Origin of the sequence: Acinetobacter sp. YH01010, from assembly GCF_013420775.1 — a bacterium.
In the GTDB taxonomy this organism is placed as follows: Bacteria; Pseudomonadota; Gammaproteobacteria; order Pseudomonadales; family Moraxellaceae; genus Acinetobacter; species Acinetobacter amyesii.
In genome coordinates this window covers 58,914-80,088 of sequence record NZ_VOYF01000003.1, presented here as the reverse complement: position 1 = coordinate 80,088, position 21,175 = coordinate 58,914, and the positions used below count along the sequence as shown (strand labels likewise).

The 21,175-nt window shown below is 41.1% G+C and carries 15 protein-coding genes and 1 pseudogene; 7 read left to right on the top strand and 9 right to left on the bottom strand.

Annotated elements, in window-relative coordinates; all coding sequences use genetic code 11:
* Positions 1-519 precede the first annotated feature (519 nt).
* Both FTT77_RS03560 and dhaK read right to left on the bottom strand, forming a co-directional pair.
* A complete protein-coding gene (locus FTT77_RS03560) occupies positions 520-1,197 on the bottom strand; it encodes a DUF421 domain-containing protein (RefSeq protein ID WP_180108918.1) in 678 nt (225 codons plus the stop codon).
* 225 nt (positions 1,198-1,422) lie between these two features.
* On the bottom strand, positions 1,423-3,153 hold the full coding sequence (dhaK, locus tag FTT77_RS03555; RefSeq protein WP_180108917.1) for a dihydroxyacetone kinase subunit DhaK: 1,731 nt from the start codon (positions 3,151-3,153) through the stop codon (positions 1,423-1,425).
* Between the two features lie 291 nt (positions 3,154-3,444).
* Between dhaK and FTT77_RS17570 the strand changes: the two are divergent.
* The 3 genes and pseudogenes from FTT77_RS17570 (at position 3,445) to FTT77_RS03540 (ending at position 5,273) form a co-directional block, all read left to right on the top strand.
* Positions 3,445-3,812: pseudogene (locus tag FTT77_RS17570) on the top strand (endonuclease domain-containing protein).
* Between the two features lie 232 nt (positions 3,813-4,044).
* Complete coding sequence (locus FTT77_RS03545; RefSeq protein WP_180026485.1) at positions 4,045-4,650, top strand: hypothetical protein; 606 nt, start codon at positions 4,045-4,047, stop codon at positions 4,648-4,650.
* A complete protein-coding gene (locus FTT77_RS03540) occupies positions 4,647-5,273 on the top strand; it encodes a transglycosylase domain-containing protein (RefSeq protein WP_180026484.1) in 627 nt (208 codons plus the stop codon). The genes FTT77_RS03545 and FTT77_RS03540 overlap by 4 nt, the downstream gene beginning before the upstream one ends.
* Positions 5,274-5,390: 117 nt before the next feature.
* Here the strand turns inward: FTT77_RS03540 and metH are convergent, their stop codons facing one another.
* Positions 5,391-9,080, bottom strand: a complete 3,690-nt coding sequence (gene metH, locus FTT77_RS03535; protein WP_180108916.1) for a methionine synthase — start codon at positions 9,078-9,080, stop codon at positions 5,391-5,393.
* A 479-nt stretch (positions 9,081-9,559) separates the two neighbouring features.
* Here metH and FTT77_RS03530 point away from each other — a divergent pair, with 479 nt between their 5' ends.
* Positions 9,560-11,179: an inorganic phosphate transporter gene (locus FTT77_RS03530; protein WP_180024086.1), complete on the top strand. Its 1,620-nt coding sequence runs from the start codon at positions 9,560-9,562 to the stop codon at positions 11,177-11,179.
* Positions 11,180-11,343: 164 nt separating this feature from the next.
* Here the strand turns inward: FTT77_RS03530 and FTT77_RS03525 are convergent, their stop codons facing one another.
* The 3 genes from FTT77_RS03525 to FTT77_RS03515 form a co-directional block, all read right to left on the bottom strand.
* On the bottom strand, positions 11,344-12,894 hold the full coding sequence (locus FTT77_RS03525) for a hypothetical protein (RefSeq protein ID WP_180108915.1): 1,551 nt from the start codon (positions 12,892-12,894) through the stop codon (positions 11,344-11,346).
* Positions 12,895-13,113: 219 nt separating this feature from the next.
* The gene (locus tag FTT77_RS03520) at positions 13,114-13,293 is read right to left on the bottom strand and encodes a hypothetical protein (RefSeq protein ID WP_180108914.1); all 180 of its coding nucleotides are present in this window, start codon (positions 13,291-13,293) and stop codon (positions 13,114-13,116) included.
* 247 nt (positions 13,294-13,540) lie between these two features.
* A complete protein-coding gene (locus tag FTT77_RS03515) occupies positions 13,541-14,158 on the bottom strand; it encodes a rhomboid family intramembrane serine protease (RefSeq protein ID WP_180051069.1) in 618 nt (205 codons plus the stop codon).
* Between the two features lie 158 nt (positions 14,159-14,316).
* On the opposite strand from FTT77_RS03515, the gene nfuA reads away from it, so the two are divergent.
* Together nfuA and FTT77_RS03505 are read left to right on the top strand one after the other, a co-directional pair.
* Entirely contained in the window at positions 14,317-14,955 is a 639-nt protein-coding gene (gene nfuA / locus FTT77_RS03510) for a Fe-S biogenesis protein NfuA (protein WP_078189947.1), read from the top strand.
* A 229-nt stretch (positions 14,956-15,184) separates the two neighbouring features.
* The gene (locus FTT77_RS03505; protein WP_180108913.1) at positions 15,185-17,377 is read left to right on the top strand and encodes a TonB-dependent siderophore receptor; all 2,193 of its coding nucleotides are present in this window, start codon (positions 15,185-15,187) and stop codon (positions 17,375-17,377) included.
* Positions 17,378-17,413: 36 nt separating this feature from the next.
* Here FTT77_RS03505 and FTT77_RS03500 read toward each other — a convergent pair whose 3' ends face one another.
* Positions 17,414-18,421, bottom strand: coding sequence for a hypothetical protein (locus FTT77_RS03500; protein WP_180108912.1), 1,008 nt, complete (start codon positions 18,419-18,421; stop codon positions 17,414-17,416).
* A gap of 46 nt (positions 18,422-18,467) precedes the next feature.
* Positions 18,468-19,508, bottom strand: coding sequence for an alpha/beta fold hydrolase (locus FTT77_RS03495; protein WP_373423849.1), 1,041 nt, complete (start codon positions 19,506-19,508; stop codon positions 18,468-18,470).
* A 334-nt stretch (positions 19,509-19,842) separates the two neighbouring features.
* Here FTT77_RS03495 and FTT77_RS03490 point away from each other — a divergent pair, with 334 nt between their 5' ends.
* Positions 19,843-20,457, top strand: a complete 615-nt coding sequence (locus tag FTT77_RS03490) for a carbonic anhydrase (protein ID WP_078189941.1) — start codon at positions 19,843-19,845, stop codon at positions 20,455-20,457.
* A gap of 82 nt (positions 20,458-20,539) precedes the next feature.
* Here the strand turns inward: FTT77_RS03490 and FTT77_RS03485 are convergent, their stop codons facing one another.
* Complete coding sequence (locus FTT77_RS03485) at positions 20,540-21,169, bottom strand: arylesterase (RefSeq protein WP_078193022.1); 630 nt, start codon at positions 21,167-21,169, stop codon at positions 20,540-20,542.
* Between the last annotated feature and the right edge of the window lie 6 nt (positions 21,170-21,175).

Here is a 21,175-nt window from a genome sequence, read left to right as displayed (position 1 = left end):
GAGGGAAATTTTGATTAAAAAAACTAAAAAATGTAGAAGACTCGATATAAAGCAAAGACTTGCATGAGTATGACAACAATGCACTAAAATGGTGCAATGGTGATTTGCAATGACAAAATTAAATGAATGATTATTAAGTGAAAAACTATGTTTTTAGAATCTGTTTAAAAAATGAAAAACAAATTGCGCCATTTCTGAGTTAATTCAGGGCAATTCATTATTTTGTATTTTTATCTGATTGATAGATGTTAGCGCGATAATGGAACTGAAAATTGACGAATGATACATTTTTGGGAGTCTGTCTGAGCATCTTGTAGTCTTCAAAAGATGAAAGCTGGATGGCTTGCCTGAACTGAAATAATGCACATATATTAACCAATGAAATCTCTGCTGCTGCACTTTTAGATGGCGAAAAACATTCAAGGGTGGGTCTGTGGTGATGGTCGTTGGATCTTACTGTATTTTGATGACGTATTTAATTGAAGCGGCACAGAATTTTAAAGTTTTAGCCTTGAATGCTTAAGCTAAACGCTGTGTATTAATCGCTTCAGCCCAGTCACTACATCCGCAGCGCGGGCAGGTATCCTGAGCACCGTAAATGTACATGGTTTTGCCACAGTGCGTACAGGCATACAGCTGATGCATTTTGATATCTCGAACCGCTTTATAGGGTTTCGGAAATAGTGGCAGTCCATAACGCACTTGTTCAGGTGGATAAAACAAAATACTAAATTTTCCATCACTTTCTAATAGACCGACGCGGACTTGCCCTAAATGTTCAACATTTTGCTGGCGCATTTCAGAGAAGAATTCATCATGTGACATTTTACCTTGTTTAATCTTTTCTAAGACCAATTCACCATCTTCCACAATGTAGAGGGCTTTACCTTCAATTAAATCTTCAAAGGGCTGGTATTTCATCATTAGCCAAGTGATTACGCGGTATAAACCAATCACTACCGTCATCACAATGAGCGCTTGTAAGAGGGGGAGTTCCTCTTCAAACATCGGGTCGCCTGCAATTGAACCCAAAGCAAGGAGGATGGCAACTTCAAAGATGGATAACTGACGCACGCCGCGTTTGCCTGTTAGGCGTAAGAATACGATGATTAAAACGAACATAATGACGCTACGCAAAATCACTTCGGCAGCAAAAGTCCATGTAGTGTCATGGATGAAAATTTGAGTGAAATCCATGTCTCATCCTTTTTTATCGTTATGTGTTTTTAACTTAGCAAAGCGCTGGGCGATAAAGCAGCTCAATTGTGTTAATTTTTAAGCACTATTCGAAAAAGGATTTCATGCTAAAGGTATTGTATGAATGAGATATTTGATGAAAAAAAGTGCTTTAAAATAGCCATAAAAAAAGCACCGACGAATCGATGCTTTTGATGTGGTCTGGCAATTTTTAAAGATGTTCAGTTATTTAATATGTTCTGCAATATTCGTAAAGATTACACCTAAACCATGTGCGCCAGCATCTGGATAGCCAAGACTACGGTCGCCTACAGTTCCCGCACGTCCCATACGCGCTACAATCTCTTTGGTATTTTCAGCGCCTTGAACCGCCGCTTTTGCACCAAGTACAAAGTTTTCTTTAAAGGTTTTATCTGTATGGGCAGACCAAGAATCTGCGCATGGCACAAGTGCATCAATCAGGGTTTTATCACCCACCACTGCGCCGCGTCCAAATGAACGCTCACCTGTAGTTTGAATGCCTTTGACCGCTGCTTGCAGCATCTCGGCAAAGTCTGAAACGCTCAAAGCAGTTTTGCCTTGAATTGATTTCGCTGCTGCACGGAATGCTGAACCCCAGATTGGGCCAGATGCACCGCCACAGTGTTCCATAATGATCATTGAGCAGTTCAGCATGAATTCATCCATCTGCTGCGCTTGAATCAGACTTTGCCATTCACGTTTTAATTGCTTAAAGCCTTTCGCCACGCTCATACCGAAGTCGCCGTCACCTGCATGCGCGTCTAGTTCACAGAATGGCACTTCATTTCTAATGATACAGGCAGACATGACATCGACCACATAGCGCATGTTTTCGATGGTGAATTGTTCATTGCTAATCACCGCATGTTCAGGCTGTGTTTCAACTTGGGTATTTACCACAGCTTCGGTGGCAGCATCTTTAGTTGCGAAAGTTAAAGGTTGTGCTGCTGAACCATCCATTTTAAATGCAGGGGTATTGGCTGCTGCATCGAGGTAAGTTTTCAATTCATCATCGACAGCAAGCAAGGACACAGATGCACCATTCATGTCGATACTGGTCATATAGTTGCCGACAAATGTGCGGTAAATTTTGATGCCTTTACGTGCAAGGTGTTCGCATACATCATGGTTAAAGACATACAACTCTTGCAGCGGTGTGCTACCAAAGCCATTGACCAAGACTGCAACTTCTTTCATGTCTGGACGGTCGAGGAATAAATCATCCACGATGCGCTGTGCCATTTTTTTAGAAGGCAATATTTTTTCACGACGGATGCCGGGTTCACCGTGAATGCCGACGCCATATTCCATTTCGTCATCAGTCAAAGTAAACGTTGGCGTGCCTTTGGCTGGAACAGTACATGAGCTATAAGCAAAACCAAGGCTAATGACGTTGTCTGCAGCTTTTTGAGCAATCGCTTTTACGTCTGCAAGTTCTAAGCCTTTTGATGCTGCTGCGCCTGCAATCTTATGTACAAATACTGTGCCTGCAACACCACGACGACCGACTGTATATAGGCTGTCTTTAACCGCAATGTCATCTGCCACTTTTACATAGTCAACTTTAATGCCGTCTTCAGTCGCAAGGGCTGCGCCATTCTGGAAATTCATCATATCGCCAGAATAGTTTTTGATGATCATCAGCACGCCTTTGTCAGTTGCGACTTGCTGTAAGGCTTTATAAACCTGAATTTGCGACGGAGATGCAAATACGTCTCCGCACACAGCAGCGTCTAACATGCCTGTGCCGACAAAGCCTGCATGGGCAGGTTCATGACCGCTACCACCACCACTGATCAATGCCACGTTGTTGTGCTTTTCTTTGCGTGAAATGATTTTGTGTGACTCGTTAAATGCGAGTTCAGGATGCGCAAGAACAAAGCCTTTGCACATTTCAATTACGATGTTTTCTGCACCGTTCATGAGTTTTTTCATTAATGCACCAATGGGTTATGAATTTGGGGAGATCTAAAGTGATTATTATAAGGAAATTGGCGTGGTGTCTGACATAAAAGTGTAAAAAAGGGCAGTTGATCGATGAGTGTGGTGGAAAATTGACGTCTCAGTTGTATATATTCTTCGATAGAATCCCTCTCTTGCGAAGCTACGCTTCTCACCTTTTACAAAGGGGGACTTTTTCATGTGATTAAATGAATTACGTGATAGTCCCTCCCTTTTTTAAAGGGAGGTTAGGAGGGATTAAAAATATTAAAATAGAAGAATAAAATGAAACCCTACAATAAAAATTTAAAACAAGCCTCGCGTGATTTACGCAATAACATGACTGATTTACCTCTCCCTAATCCTCTCCTGAGAGGAGAGGGAACTTTCACTATTGAATTAACCTGATTATTAAATTAGATGGTGCTCCCTCTCCCTTTGGGAGAGGGCTGGGGTGAGGGCTTGAATGTAGGCTTTAGTGCGATGGTAGTCAGCACTTTTCGCCTGAAGAATTAGAGGCAGATCGAATTCGAGATGAAGCTTTGGCTCAGCTTGGGCTAAAAGTGCTGAGGTTTGATAATGGGCAGGTAATGGCGCAGATTGATGATGTGGTGGAAGTGATTTATCGGTATTGTCTGAAAGAATCTCCCTAAATCCCTCTTTAAGAAAGAGGGACTTCACACGAATTTGATTGCCATTGTGGATTCGCGTAGTTCCTCCCTTTTTCAAAGGGAGATTAGGAGGGATTATAAGAAAAAATAGAAATATAAAGGTAATTAATCTCATGGTTTTCTAGATAAGTTGATTGTTTTTTATAGAGTTTTTCCTTTAAAAGACTTTATGTTTTATATAAAATGAATCAATTTCTTTATAAAAATCTTAAAAATGAGTGAAATTGAACTTTTGGATGTATTAATTAAGGATTTTGCATGTGGGGATGTATTAGAAGCAGTTTTTGCAGCAATCATTATTGCTGGTCTTTTCTTCTGGGTTAGAGAACGGGTTTTAGGAATACCAGACTTTTCAGGAAAATGGTATTTGAGATCTAAAACTGAGAAAACAGCATATAGACCCTATGAAAATATGGAATTACAACATAATTTATTTTTGAGATTAGAGGGGAATAATATTCGAGGAGCCTCTGAAAAAATTTATGAAGATTCTACTTATGGAAAACGTTTTACGCATAGCCGACATGTCCTTAAATATACTGGTAAACATCGTGCTAGAGCACAAATAGAAGGGTCAATTCAAAAAAATATTTTTGGTCCAGATATATTAACTTTACATGCAACTGAATATGGAGAGCGGAGACAATCAACAATTTATTGCAGATTTGAATTAAGGAAAAATTTCATCTTTTTTAGTGATCGTAAAGCAACTAAGTTTGAAGGTGATTTTTATTCAATGGTTGCTGATCAAAAAGGAAAAGTTTGGTTATCTAAAGAACCATTTCCCCAATCTATTGCTGAAATCAAAGGTAAAGTATGAGGGCACTTTATTTCTTAGCAACCATTCCATTTTATTTTGTAGCTAAGTTATTTCAAATTCTAAACTTTGATGAAATAAATTCTGATTTCAAGAAATGTGAAGTTCATTTAGATAGTATTTATCAGTTCGTAGATGATGAAACACTCAATATTTTATTCCTTGCTGAAGACCATAGATTTTCAATGCATTTTGGAATAGATCATTATGCAATGCTTCGTGCTATTTACTGCACAAAGTTTAAAAATGAATTTCAAGGAGCAAGTACAGTGGCTCAACAATATGTCAGAGTAATTACTGAAAGGTATGAGCGAACATGGATTAGAAAATTTCGTGAACAATTATTGTCTATTTTAATTTGTAGAAAATATAGTCATAAACACATAGCAACTGCCTATCTTAAAATTGCATTTTTGGGTTCAGGATTGAATGGAATAGATAAATATTTAAGAAGAGAACATAAAAAATATTCACAGTTGAGCACTATCGAAAAGATAGAAATAGTTGCTAGACTAAAATATCCCGAACCATTAAAACATAAAGGTTTATGGTTATTTAAAATGAAAATAAGAGTTACTAATATTTCTTGTAAATTGGCTAAAAAATCCCTCCCAGCCTCCCTTTAAAAAGGGAGGAGCTGTCACGTAATTAAATTGATACGCGAAAGTCCCCCTTTGAAAAAGGGGGATTTAGGGGGATTAAAAAATAAAAGCCCTCACTGTGAGAGCTTTTATTAATGCAAATTATTGAACCGAATCATCCAAATTCGGTGCTAACCAACGCTTCGCTTCATCCAAAGTCCAGCCTTTACGCTTTGCATAATCCTCAAGCTGATCGCCTGCGATTTTACCCACGTTAAAGTATTGGCTTTCAGGGTTTGCATAGTAAAAACCGCTGACAGATGAAGGCGGCCACATTGCAAAGCTAGAAGTCAATTGCGTACCAATTTTATCGGTAGAACCTAACCAATCAAACAATGGCGCTTTTTCAGAATGCTCAGGGCAAGCAGGGTAGCCCGGCGCAGGACGGATGCCTATATACTTCTCTTTAATCAATTCTTCATTGCTTAAGGTTTCAGAAGCTTGGTTGCCCCAGAACTCTTTACGAATGCGCTCATGCAAATGCTCCGCAAACGCTTCCGCAAAACGGTCACCTAAAGATTGCGCAAGAATTGCAGAGTAGTCATCGCCTTTAGCTTTGTACTCATTGGCCATTTCTTCTGCACCAAAGATCGATACAGTGAAACCGCCCAAGTAGTCTTCTGCGACACCTTTAGGCGCAATAAAGTCCGCTAATGACAAGTTTGGTTTACCTGTCACTTTATCAGACTGTTGACGAATGTGATGGAAGGTATGCGTAACCGATTGACCATCTTCGCTATACACTTCAACCGAATCCGCTGCTGAACGGTTTGCAGGGTAAATACCAAACACAGCACGAGCATCAAAACGTTTGTTGTCGATGATGTCTTTTAGCATGGTCTGTGCTTGTTCATACAAGTCAGTTGCTGCTTCACCTACAACTTCATCAGTTAAGATAGCAGGGAATTTACCTGCCAAACTCCAAGAAATGAAGAACGGTGTCCAGTCAAAGTATTCAACTAATGTTTCCAATGGATAATTGGTCAGCGTTTGCGTACCAATAAAGTTTGGCTTCACAGGTGCATTGGCTGCAAAGTCAATTTTTAAGCCATTTTCAACCGATTCAGCATACGTCAGTTTCGCTGCTTTCGGCTGTTTGTTAGCAATACGCTCACGGACTTTTTCATATTCAGCACGGGTTTCTGCTACAAACTTTGGCTTCATTTCCTTAGAAAGTAAAGTTGTTGCTACACCCACCGCACGAGATGCATCGGCAACATAAATGACTGCATCATTTGAATATTGCGGATCAATTTTCACTGCCGTATGTGCTTTAGAAGTGGTTGCACCGCCAATCATCAATGGAACATTAAAGCCTTTGCGCTGCATTTCTTTCGCAACAAAAACCATTTCATCCAGTGACGGCGTAATCAGGCCAGATAGACCAATAATGTCGACTTTCTCATCAATCGCAGTTTGTAAAATCTTCTCGCAAGGCACCATCACGCCAAGGTCGATGATGTCATAGCCGTTACAGCCTAACACCACACCTACGATATTTTTACCGATGTCATGCACATCGCCCTTAACAGTCGCCATCAGGACTTTACCCTTAGATTGGCCAGCTGTTTTTTCCGCTTCAATGAACGGATTCAGCCAAGCTACAGCCTGTTTCATGACACGTGCAGATTTCACCACTTGCGGCAGGAACATTTTGCCTGAACCGAACAAATCACCTACCACATTCATGCCGTCCATCAGCGGACCTTCAATCACATCGAGTGGACGTTTAGCTTTCAGACGTGCTTCTTCAGTATCTTCATCAATAAAGGTGGTGATACCTTTCACTAAAGCATGCTCAAGGCGCTTTTCTATGGGAAGCTCACGCCATTCCAAGTTTTCCACTTGTTTTTGCGCAGCACCTTGACCACGGTATTTTTCAGCAACTTCAAGCAGCTTTTCTGTAGCTTCTTGATGGCTTTCACCTTGGTTTTGGTTCAAGATCACATCTTCAACCGCAGCTTTCAGTTCAGCATCAATATCATCATAAATCGCCATTTGACCAGCGTTGACAATACCCATGGTCATGCCTTGCTTGATGGCATGGTACAAGAACACAGAGTGAATCGCTTCACGTACAGGTTCATTACCACGGAAGGAGAACGATACGTTAGACACACCGCCTGAAATCATCGCATGTGGTAAGTTTTGCTTGATCCAGCCTGTTGCTTCAATAAAGTCCACAGCATAGTTGTTGTGTTCTTCGATACCTGTTGCCACTGCAAACACGTTCGGGTCAAAAATGATGTCTTCAGCAGGGAAGCCCACTTCATTCACCAATACATCATAAGAGCGTTTACAGATTTCTTTTTTACGTGCAGCAGTATCTGCCTGACCTTGTTCATCAAAGGCCATCACAATCACGGCAGCGCCATACTGACGGCACAAACGCGCTTTATGCACAAACTCGTCATAGCCTTCTTTGAGGGAGATCGAGTTTACAACCGCTTTACCTTGTACACATTTTAAGCCTGCCTCAATGATTTCCCATTTTGATGAGTCAATCATGATAGGCACACGTGAAATTTCAGGCTCAGAGGCTACAAGATTCAGGAAGTGCACCATTGCGCCTTCTGAATCCAGCATGCCTTCATCCATGTTGATGTCGATAATCTGAGCACCGGCTTCAACTTGCTGCTGTGCAACTTCTAAAGCTTCGGCAAAGTTTTCTTCACGGATTAAACGTAGGAATTTTTTAGAACCTGTCACGTTGGTACGTTCACCGACGTTTACAAACAGCGAATCTTCTGTAATGTTGAACGGCTCTAAACCGCTGAGACGGCAAGCGGGTTTGGTTTCTGGCACTTGGCGCGGCGCAATGTCTTTTACGGCATTGGCAATAGCACGGATGTGATCCGGCGTTGTACCGCAGCAACCGCCCGTGATGTTAATCAGGCCACTTTCTGCAAATTCTTTAATAAAGGCAGCGGTTTGTTCAGGGGTTTCATCATAACCGCCGAAGGCATTTGGTAAGCCAGCGTTCGGATGCGCCGAAACAAAAGTATCGGCAACGTCAGCAATGGTTTTTACATGCGGACGCATGGCATCTGCACCTAGGGCACAGTTAAAGCCAATCGACAATAAATCACCATGACGCACAGAGTTCCAGAACGCTTCAGCAGTTTGGCCAGTTAAAGTTCGGCCAGAGGCATCGGTAATCGTGCCTGAAATCATCAATGGCAATTCGTAGCCAATTTGGTTGAAGACTTCTTTCACTGCAAAAATGGCAGCTTTACAGTTTAAGGTATCGAATACAGTTTCAATGAGTAGAATATCCGCACCGCCTTCAATCAGGGCATGCGCAGCTTCAATATAGTTTTCTTTTAACTCATCAAAAGTAATATTACGAAATGCTGGGTCATTTACATTTGGCGAGATCGAGCAAGTACGTGAAGTCGGGCCAAGCACACCTGCAACAAAACGCGGTTTTTCAGGCGTTGAGTATTTTTCACAAGCTGCTTTGGCAATACGCGCTGCTTCACGGTTGATCTCTGATACCAAATCTTCCATATGGTAGTCAGACATTGAAACTTTTGTGCCGTTAAAGCTGTTGGTTTCAATGATGTCTGCGCCGGCATCGAGGTAGGCTTCATGAATGCCTTGAATAATTTGAGGCTGTGTCAACACCAATAGGTCATTATTGCCTTTGAGGTCAGATGCCCAATCTGCAAAACGCTCACCACGGTAGTCAGCTTCTTCGAGTTTATGACGCTGAATCATGGTGCCCATTGCACCGTCGATAATCAGAATCCGTTGAGCGAGCAGCTCTTTTAGGGTGGCAAGCGTGGACATAAATAACCCCAATCCGATGGAATATAAAATCGGCAAATATATTAACAGAATTCATTGCAGTTTTATTGATATTCAATCATCTTCACAGCGCGCAATTATTAGCTTGTTGAATTAATGAGCAATATTGCAACTTGATAATTTCATATTCCAATTTCATATAAATGTATGGAAAGCTTCATGAATTTGTCATATTGCTCAGGCAAGATTAAAAAACATCCAGCAGGGCTATGCAATATGACAAAAAAACATGACAGATGAAATAAAAGCTGAAACATTGGGTTTCAAAGAAAATAAAGTTTAAATACGTAGATTAAATAACTGATTTACTTTATGAAAGTAGAGTGTAGGAGTCGGTTTTAAACACCTAAAAAAAACAAATAAAGCATGAAAAATTGCTTTATATGACACCGCTTTGTCATATAATTGTCATAATTAAATTGAACAATATGGGGATTTTAAAATCCTCTATTCCTGCCTGCATGAATTCTAAACAAACTCCCGTAGATTCAGCGCACACGTCGACTCCTCAAAAGTCCACGAATGTTCATGTGCCTACACCGAAATTCTTTATGCCGGTATTTTTAACGGTGATTATTTCAACGTTGATTTATATTGGTTTTCAGGTGACTGCCGATTTAGCGCATGTTCCGCCTTTAAGTCTTTATTCAATGATTTTATTGGGCACAGCCTTATTCATCGCACTTGGCTTTGAATTTGTAAATGGTTTCCATGACACTGCAAATGCAGTAGCAACAGTGATTTATACCAACGCCTTGTCAGCACCGGTTGCGGTAATGTGGGCGGGTTTCTGTAACTTCCTAGGCGTAATGGTTGCCAGTGGTGCAGTCGCTTACGGCATTATTGCCTTGTTACCTGTTGAATTGATTATGAATGTCGGTTCAGGTGCTGGCTTTGCCATGGTTTTCGCTATGTTGATCGCAGCGATTTTGTGGAATTTAGGGACTTGGTTCTTGGGCATCCCAGCGTCTAGTTCGCATACTTTGATTGGTTCTATTCTTGGCGTTGGCATCATGAATTACCTGTTAAATGCAGGTGGTGGTGCGAGCGGTGTAGATATGGAGCAGGTGCTTAAAGTGGGTAAGGCGTTATTGTTCTCTCCACTGATTGGTTTTGCATTTGCGGCTCTCGTTTTCTTGTTGGTGAAGCGTATTTTCCGCAAACAGCTAGAATTGTTTCAGCCACCAGAAGGCAACAAGCCGCCACCACCACTAATTCGTGCAATTTTGATCTTTACCTGTACAGGTGTAAGTTTTGCGCACGGTTCAAATGATGGTCAAAAAGGTATGGGTCTGATCATGCTGATTTTGATCGGATGTGTGCCATTGGCTTATTCATTGAATAAGAACTTAGATAATCAACATATTCAATCTTTCCATCAGTTATCTGCTCAAACTGCGACTGCGATCTACGCAGAGCATAAGGATATTCCTGATGCACAAGCACGTGATGTACTCACCAAATACATTCAAACCAAAGAAGTCAGCCCAGAAGTTGTGCCAGCTTTGGCAAGTTTGACCGATCATTTAGGTGAGCGTGTTGCACAGTATGGCGACTTAAAAGATATTCCTGAACAAGAAGTATCTTCGATTCGTAATGACATGTACTTAAGTACTACTGCTTTTAAACGTCTAGATAAAGCTGACCAACTACCAGCAATGGCAGAAGCTGAACAAAAGACTGTGAAAGAATATCGTAGTCACCTAGACTCGTTCTTACAGTACATTCCAACATGGGTGAAAGTCGCTGTTGCATTGGCACTGGGTCTTGGAACCATGGTGGGTTGGAAACGTATTGTCGTGACTGTAGGTGAGCGTATTGGTAAAAACCACATGACCTATGGTCAGGGTATGTCTGCCGAGCTTGTTGCTATGTCAACGATTGCTGCTGCGGATGGTTTTGGTATGCCAGTATCGACTACACACGTACTTAACTCTGCGGTTGCAGGTACCATGGTCGCGAATAAATCGGGTCTGAACTTTGCAACAGTGAAAACCATTCTATCGGCTTGGGTCTTTACTTTACCTGCAACGATCTGTCTATCAGGCTGCTTGTACTGGTTATTCTTGAAAGTGTTCTAAGCAACTCAAATTTTAGGTATAAAAAAAACGCTGCTTCGGCAGCGTTTTTTTATGGCTTTATCTCAGTCATCACCGATTTGAATGGGGTGACTGAGCTGAATTAGAACAATCAAACTAGCGAGTTGAAACTTTGCAAAGTTCAACACTTATTTGAACCAATGCCGTTACGCTTTTTTAAACAGCCCCAATACTTTTTTCACGGGCAGTTTTTCTTCAGCGAAACCATACAGCGCTGCAAAAGGTAAGGCGGTACGCGCCAAATAAGCCACACGCCATAAGCCACCATGGTTGGCACCATGCATCAAGAGTTCTAATGGATGGTCTAGCGCTGTTTCAGGGTTAGCAACCGATTGAGGGTTTCTCAAGTCGTGAATCCATAAAGCTGCCATGAGTGCATTGGTGGTTTCAGGTTGGAAGGATTCCACATCAAATAAACTCGCACCATTAAATGCTGCCTTTAATAATGGATTCTTCGTTACTGAGCGGGTCGTGGTGGATGGCGCAATATTGATACTAACCCGCTGACCATTTTGACGTGCGACAGTTGCGCGCCATTGTTGAATACGTTTTGCAAGTGCGTAGTTAGGACCTTGTTCCACCACCAAACAGTCAGCGATACCATAGGATTTTCCATTGTCTGCTGTGGTGGTTTGCTCATTATTTTGCTTAAAGAAATGCTGACCTGTGACTTTGGCAATGCTTTGCGTCAAAAGCTTTTGTGCAGAAGCACGGTTTTGGAATTTGGCTTGCGCTGCCGTAACAATCTCTTCTGGCACCGCATAGACATCGGTCGGAGTACACATAAACATCAAGCTGGTGTCGGCTTTTTGTTGGCTGACATAGGCCATGATGCTGTCCATCGCCATTGCAACACGAACATGCTTTTCACCATCCAAATAGGCTATTGCAGCTAGATCAAGTTGATGTTCACTTTGTGCAAGCCACTGTGCAATTTCAGGAATGTGTGTCAGTAAATTGGCACCCAATTTGTGTTTTAGTTCTTGAATGGGTGTGTCTTCATGCACAGCGTCGAGACTTGGCGCATATAAAGTGGCATTACCGGCCTGAACCGTGCTTAAGATTCGATCCCAAACACGTTCATTATTCAGGTCAATTGCCACAATATTGGCTTTCCATTTTGCTAACCACGTCAGAGGGCCAGCTTCGGAGGCAGCACCAAAAAGCACCATTGTCCGATCTGACAAATCGAACCATTCTGGGTGGGCAATGGCTTCACGTAATGCGTCGGCATGACTTGCTTCAATAATGCCAGCATCTTGCCATTTTTGAATCTGAGCCTGTAAAGCCTCACCTTGAAGTTTTTGACCATGATAGGGCACATACCACTCAGGTGCAGCGTCACTTTCACCTTTTAATTTCACGGTATGCAGCGGATGTGCAGTCAAAGCTACTGCATCTTTGAGCGTATGCTTTTCTTGATCACGATAAAACTCAAAGACGTGATGCGCTTTATTTAAACCTTGCTCAGCAATGTTGATTGCGGCTTCAGATGATTGAATTCCTTGTTCAACCAAGGCTTTAAAATATTCAGGATATTTTTTACGCCAGTTTTTTTCTTGTTTTGCACGTACGGAAGAGTGATGGTCAACTGCAGCTAATGCTTCAGCGATAATTTCACGACCTGTTTTAGATGTACTCGGCTTTTGGTTTGAAGCCGAAATGGGAAATTGAAGACCTTCAGTTGAACTCGACATGCAAAATATCTCAGCTAATTTTGTCATTAATATACAGATGTATACATTATCTATGCCAAATTAAAAAATAGGGTGGCATAAAGTGCCAGATTTATATGATTTGTCATGTGCTTTTGTGAACTTTCGTAGAATATACAGCGTCAATTTTTATTGTCGGAATTGAAAAAGCCTTCGGTTTGAAGGCTGAAAAGAAGAGGGCATTAAGTCAATAACGGCAAATCAACAACGGCCTTTTTTAGCCTGTCCGGGCGGGCAAAAGTCGCCATGGCGATCTGGATAATTATAAGGATAGTGATTACGATCTGGGTTGACCACGATACTGCCTTCACGGGTGTGAACAGCACAAGCACTCAACACGCAGGTCAACAGCAAACTTGAGAATATCAGGACTATTTTCATTGGAATTTTCCCTTTTTTATTCTGTGTCATTTCAGTTTAAATCAGGGCAAGGGTAGATAGCGTTTCAATCTGCTGTGAAATTGTATAGCTCGATATTCAAAGTGCGGTGCTGTAAATGTGGGAAATTGGCTAAAGAAAAAAATTAAAGGACATTTCGATTTAACGCAGCACAATAAAAAAGCCTAAACTGAAACGGTTTAGGCTGTCATTTTACTGGTTAAATCAGACTGATTTTTTAGACTTAACGTTAGAAAGGAACGTTTAATAACTGACTTAAGAAATGTGGAATGAGCTTCGGTTCAAGAATAATCGTCATGATTACACCATACGCTGCGCCCCAAAGGTGTGCGCTGTGGTTAATGTTGCTGTTGCCACGTTTACCTGACCAGATACTATAAGCCACATACAGCACGGCAAAAATAATCGCAGGAACAGGAATAAAGAATACAAAAATCAGTTTCCACGGCTCAAACAAGATATACGCAAAGAGTACTGCAGATACTGCCCCAGAAGCCCCTAAACTTGCCCAATGGGTATCATGCTTATGTTTTAAATAACTCGGAATAATCGCAGCGATCAAACCGCCTAAATAAAACAATACAAAGCCCATGTCGAAGAAATATTGGCGATAAAAACTTTCAATCACGCTACCAAAGAAAAATAAGGTAATCATGTTGAACAATAGGTGCGCGCCATCTGCATGAATAAAACCATGGCTAATAAATCGGTCATATTCGCCACGACTGAGGGCCGGTGGCCAAAATAACAATCGATTCATCACTTTCTGATTTGAAAATGCAATCAGTGAAATCACCACCGTAATCAGGATAAGGGTCACGGTGTGGTTAAAGGGTAGACCCAACATATATGACTATTCTACTTGTTAAAATTTATGCTCAATAATGCCATTAAATCTGCCTAAAGCGTGAACTTTCAGAATAAATCCGACAATTTTAGTTGATTTTTTTCTAATGCCCCGCATCTTAAGTTAAAATAGCGACTTCAGCTTGAGGAAATATTGTAATGTCGACTGAGAACAACAGCACAGCAGTTGCTGAAGAAATTCCAAACCTATTGATCACTCCAAATGCCCAAGAGTATTTGAAAGATCTTTTGGATAAACAAAATACACCGGGCATTGGTGTACGTGTTTTTGTGGAAAATCCGGGTACGCCACGTGCTGAATGTTGTATGGCTTACAGTGCACCAGAAGAAGTTGTGCCTACAGACTATAAACAAGACTATCCAGATTTCCCTGCATTTATTGACACACCGTCTATTCCATATCTTTTGGATGCGGTGATTGACTATAACAAAGACCGTTTTGGTGGTCAGTTAACATTCCGTGCACCAAACTCAAAAGTGCCACGTGTGGGTCCAGATGCCTCTGTAGAAGAGCGTATCACTTATGTTCTACAGTCAGAAATTAACCCTGGCCTTGCAGGTCATGGTGGTAACTGTGCACTGGTAGAAGTGGTTGAAGATGCAGAACATGGTTTAACTGCAGTGCTTAAATTCGGTGGTGGTTGTCAAGGTTGTTCTTCAATCGATTTAACCTTGAAACAAGGTGTTGAAACAACATTGAAGCAGCATGTACCTGAGTTAATGCGTGTTGTTGACCAAACGGATCACAGTAATACTGAAGGTGCTTATTTCAAATAAGTTCAGTATTTTTATAAAAAGCCGCAACCTTGCGGCTTTTTTATTGTCTAAATCAAAAAAACGAAGATTTTTAGATATTTCTAGGGTTTTTACATCAAAATGATAAGCGATATCACAAATATAAATGAGAATGATTATTAAAATTAATTGCAATATTGTTTGTGGTGGTTACAATGTGCAACACATTATTCTAGATTTCTCCATAAATACGTTTATTTGGAAGCACTCAATGACCAAACAACTATTAAAATCAACGCTTACACTTTCAGTTCTTAGCGCAATGGTAAGCCTCAGCCATGCGAATGAAGCAGCAGAAGCAGTCGATGAATCTGCAGTTAAAATGGAAACTATTGTTGTTACTGCAGCAGAACAAGTTAAACAATCATTAGGTGCTTCAAAAATTACGGCAGAAGATTTAGAAAAAATGCCGGTTGTGAATGATATTTCAGAGTATGTGCGCCGTATGCCGGGTGTGAATTTGACTGGTAACAGTGCCACAGGCCAACGTGGTAATAACCGTCAGATTGATATCCGTGGTATGGGGCCTGAAAACACGTTGATCTTAATTGATGGCAAGCCAGTAAATTCGAGAAACTCAGTACGTTATGGCTGGCGCGGTGAGCGTGATACACGTGGTGATTCGAACTGGGTACCTGCAGATGCTATTGAATCAATTGAAGTGCTGCGTGGTCCAGCTGCAGCGCGTTATGGTTCAGGTGCGATGGGTGGTGTGGTCAATATTAAAACCAAGAAAGTGACCAACGACGTGCATGGCTCTGTGGAGGTTTTTACCAATCAGCCTGAAGATGCTAAAGAGGGCGCAAGTCACCGTGAAAGCTTTAACTTAAGCGGCCCAATTCTCAAAGATGTCCTTTCATATCGTTTCTACGGTAGTTATAACAAAACCGATTCAGATGCTGCGGATATTAATGCTTTAATGAACAATGGCGCGCGTATGGCGGGTCGAGAAGGCGTAGAGAATAAAGATATTGCTGGGCGCTTGGCTTGGCAGTTGAATGATCAACAAGTCTTGATGTTTGATGCAAGTGTTGGCCGCCAAGGCAACCGTTTTGCAGGCGACAGTCAAAACAGTGTATTTGATCCAGCCGATCCAAACAAAGCACCAATTTTATCGGCTTTAATCGGTGAAGAAACCAATACCATTTATCGTGATAGTTTTGCATTAACTCATGAAGGTACTTGGGGTTGGGGTGACAGTAAACTCATAGCGCAATATGACAAAACCAAAAATAAGCGCTTACCTGAAGGTACAGGCGGTAGTACAGAGGGTCAGATTAATAATCTCGAGAATAAACAAACGTCACATCTAGAAACCATTCGCTTTAATGCAGAAGCCAATCTGCCGTTCCAATGGTATGTCCCACAAGTATTAACTTTAGGCGCTGAGTGGGTCGAAGATGACTTTACCGATACGGTTAATACACAAGCTGGCGCAGGCGGTTTTGGTGATGCGCTGACTTCAGGTGACCGTTCACAAATGGATTCACGGATTGCGTCGGCCTATATTGAAAATAATATGAATTTGGGCGAAAGCACCGATGTTGTTTTGGCACTGCGTTATGATAATCATAGTAAATCGGGAGATAGCTGGAGTCCAAGTCTCAATATTACGCAAAAACTTGGTGACTATTGGACACTAAAAGGTGGTGTAGCTAAGGCGTATAAAGCACCTAATATGTACCAAAATGCGGAAGGTTATCTGTTAAGCACTCGCGGTAATGGCTGTCCGATTGGGCTGAGCCAATGTCTATTACAAGGTAATGGCGATCTCAAACCTGAAACTTCAGTGAATAAAGAATTAGGTGTACAGTTTGAAAAAGACATCGTAAATGCAAGCTTTGCATGGTTCCGTAATGATTATAAAAATAAGATCGTTGCAGGGGATACACGTCTAGAAGAACTAGAAGTAAATGGAACAACATATAATGTACTGCGTTGGATGAATACGCCTGAAGCCTTGGTAGAAGGTGTTGAAGGAAGTATTTCTTTGGATTGGGGTGATATCACGTGGACCAATAACGTCACCTATATGATCAACTCTGAAGATAAACGTACAGGCAACCCGCTTTCAGTGATTCCGAATTACACACTAAACTCTATTTTGAACTACAACATCACGGATCGATTAGACAGTAACTTTGTCTATACCCAATATGGACGTCAAAAACCACGTCAATATGCAGAAACCAGTCTTGAAAGCAAAGATGGCTTGGCGATGGATAGCGTGAAAAGTTATGGCATTGCAGGCATTAACTTTGGTTATAAATTTAATGCGGCTTTAAGTGCTCGTATCGGTGTGAATAACCTATTTGATGAGCAAAAACTGCGTGATAAAACGGTCAACCAAACATATAACGAGCCGGGTCGAGCTTATTATGCAAGTTTGAAATACCAGTTCTAAGTATGTCCAAAAAAAAGCCGCTTAACGCGGCTTTTTTTATGTTGGGATATTTAAAATTTTCAGTGCTTCACTTGAGTAGTAGAATTGTTCTAAATAGAGACGTGAACGCTCACGCAAATAACCCGACTCAATCATTTGTTGAACGATTGGATTGAGTAAGTTTTGAAGTTCATGCTGAATTAACGCTTCATCAATATTTAAATCACGTAGCAATAAATCAAAAGGGCGTTCTGCATTACGCACGTACCAAGCGTATACGCCATCATGCACTTGCTGTTTCATATACTCGGACTGTCGCATAAAGTCCCAAATTTCATGACCCATGGCAACCGTTTGCGGCAAGTCCTGAACTTCAACATAGTTCTTTAATACCGAAACTGGCAGCGCTTTAATTTTATGCCACAAATTGGCTTGAAAATGGTACAGCTTATGATCATCAAAGTGCTGATTTAACACGGTTTCACTCATTTGACTGAGTTTTAAAATATTCTTTTGCAAGTATTTGCTGACCGCATTATCTAAATTGGTATCTGTGACATTTTCCAGTACCGATTTCCCCATTTTCATAAATCGTGAAACACCGGGTACCGATTTTGCAATCACCGAATTATCTAAATAATCTTGTATCGCATGTTGAATCAATTGACTGATCATGGCTGAAAATGCAGGATTGTTGACCATGGTATGAATTAAACGCTGACGATGTCCTTGTTTACTGGCCACATACTGTGCAATTTTATCGATGGTCAACACAGGAATGATTTCGGCAATCGTGGTGCTGTCATTTGCAGGATGAATCAGTGCAAATTTGATATGTTCAGCAATTTGCTCAATTAGAAATTGACTTGTAGGGGTATTTAAAATTTGTTTCTGCAACAAGGCATTGATTTGATCAAAACTCCAAATTTGCTGCAAAGATTGTTTACGAAACCATTGATAAAAATGGGTGAATTCAGTGGCTACGGTATCATTGTGTGAAAAGCTCTGATCTAAAAAGTTCAGTTGAGCGTCAATCAACTGCTCAATCATCGGGTTTTTCTGCATACTTTCCCTGAAGCCCCAGTGATGGGTATCTAAAAATGGCGAATGCTCAGTTTAACTGAATCAGTTTATCTACCAAAGGGTTTTTAAACTTTTGACTTTTCGCAAGGAAAGGCAAGTAATGGTCTGCAACTTGTTGTTCAGCTTCTAAGATTGGCATATGACCGACGTTATTTAAAATCACAGGGGTTTCTGCACGTTTCAGTAAAGACTTGAGTTCCCCAGCCACTTCAACATTAAAGATTTTATCTTGTTTGCCCCAAAGGATCAGGGTTGGTGCTTCCACCGTTCGTGTTAATCGGGCAAAAGTTTCAGGGGTGTAGATTCGATTGAGCGTGACGACTTGATCGATCATTTTACTGGTGAAGGGCGCACGCGCAATTAAGATATTTTCCTGCGCTTCTTTGAGCTGTGTTGGAACATTGGGCGGATTTTGCATGAGTTTATGCATAACATCATCTAAATCCCCCGGTTTTGAAACGATTAAATTTTTAAGTTTATACGGGTCGCGGGTGTAACTGGTATTGGCCTGTTTATAAATGCCCGCGCTGTTGAGTAAAAATAAACTTTGGGTATCAAAAGGATATTGAGAGGCATATACCGTGGCAATGGAACCACCCAATGAGTGACCTGCAACATTCAGTTTATCTTCAATATCTATTTTAAGGACAAACTGGCGTAGTTGTTCCGTGACATTCGGCACTGAGACATCAAAATCGACAGGGACATGGGTATCGCCATTGGCCGGAAGGTCGGGGATGATCACGTGATAGTTCGGTGTTAAATAATGCGCAACACGATTCCAATTATCACGTGTGCCGCCTAAACCATGAATCAGCAAAATGGTAGGTTTAGAGCGTTGACCGCCTTCGCTATAACTCCAATTCACATTGCCGACTTGAACGCTATGTGTAACTAAACCAGCCGCTTTACGTTCTTGGCTCAAATAGTTTTGCACGATAGAGGGTACAGCCAGGTTTTTGCTGATGGGAGACGGATTTGCAGCCAAAGCATGGTTGGCAGTAAACGTCATACAGCAAATTGTTGCTAGCTTGAAAAAGCCAAAAACGCGTGAATGATGTCCTTTCATTGACGTTTACCCCAGTTAAATCGAATCGATATATTTTTTAGATCATTTATATGACTATTATCAGAATGGGCTGAAATAGTAAAAGCGTATATTTATGAAATATATTGTAAATTAAAAATGACCTTTGTCATCCATTGCTTTTTTGATGTGGTTAAACTTGCGGTTTAATAATGTGAACCATTACAGAAAAAATAATTTTTTTTGATGAATGTGGAGTAGCATTTTCTATCAAGTTGCATCGTCGTAGAAAAAATTCACAGCAATTGTTTTTGCAAGTGACAATCGATTCGACTGGGATTAAAATATTGCAACTTCGGATAAGGGTAATTAGAACATGCTAGCAGCAGCAGAAGCTTTAGATCGTTTAAAGAAAGGGAATCAACGTTTTGTAAACGGTGAAACGAATCACCCGAAGCTTTTGACGCATCAACAACGTGCTGAAATGGCCGAAAGCCAAGAACCTTTTGCGATTATTTTAGGGTGTTCAGACTCACGTGTTCCTGCTGAAATGGTATTTGACCAAGGCTTAGGCGATTTATTCGTGATTCGTGTTGCAGGTAATATTGTGGCACCGTCTCAAGTCGGTAGCGTGGAATTTGCAGCAGAAAGCTTTGGATGTCCTGTGGTCATTGTATTGGGTCATACACACTGTGGCGCGATTCATTCTACAATTGAAGCTTTAACTAATCCTGCGACACCACCATCAGCAAACTTGATGTCGATTGTGAACCGCGTTCGTCCATCTGTAGAAATACTCATGCAAACTGAATTGAAAGATGACCTTGAAAAACTTTCAATGCATGCAGTACGTTCAAACGTTTTTGCATCAGTGAATCAACTGCGTCATGGTTCAGCAGTCCTCGAAAACTTAATTGCGCAAGGCAAATTAAAAGTGGTGGGCGCTGAGTATTCACTCGAAACAGGTGAAGTAAGCTTCTACGATTTCTAAGCAAATTACAGTAAAGACAAGATATTAAAAAAGGCGCTCAAATGAAGCGCCTTTTTTATGAACCGATTTTCACCAACTAAATTTATAAACTTGCTTTGATCAATGGATAAGCATTGTTCAGCAAAATTGTTTGCGCTTTGGCATTCGGGTGGATCTGATCTTGTTGCATTAAGTTTTTATGTCCCGCAACCCCTTGCATAAAGAAAGGCAATAATTTGACTTTGTACTGTTGGCTCAACACTTGATAGTTATTTTCAAAAGCTTGGCTATATGCCTTGCCATAATTCGGTGGAATTTTCATTCCAAATAAAATGACTTTCGATTTGGCCTGTTGGCTTTTTTGAATCAGCTGCGCTAAATTTTTTTGAATTTGTGCAGGGGGCTGTCCGCGTAAACCATCATTACCACCTAACTCAATCACCACAAGGTCTGGACGATGAGTTTGCAACAGTTTAGGCAGTCGTGCCAAAGCACCACTGGTGGTTTCACCGCTGACACTTGCATTGACCACTTTATGTTGTTTCGGATACTGTTGGTCTAGACGTTTTTGTAATAAGTGGACCCAACCTTGCTGCACTGAAACACCATAACCTGCACTTAAGCTATCGCCCAAAATCATAATGGTTTTGGCAGAGAGCAGCATCGGGCAGAACATCAGTGCAATAGCCAGCAAGTAACTCAATAGACGATTATTTTGAATGCGATTTTGCATATAGGG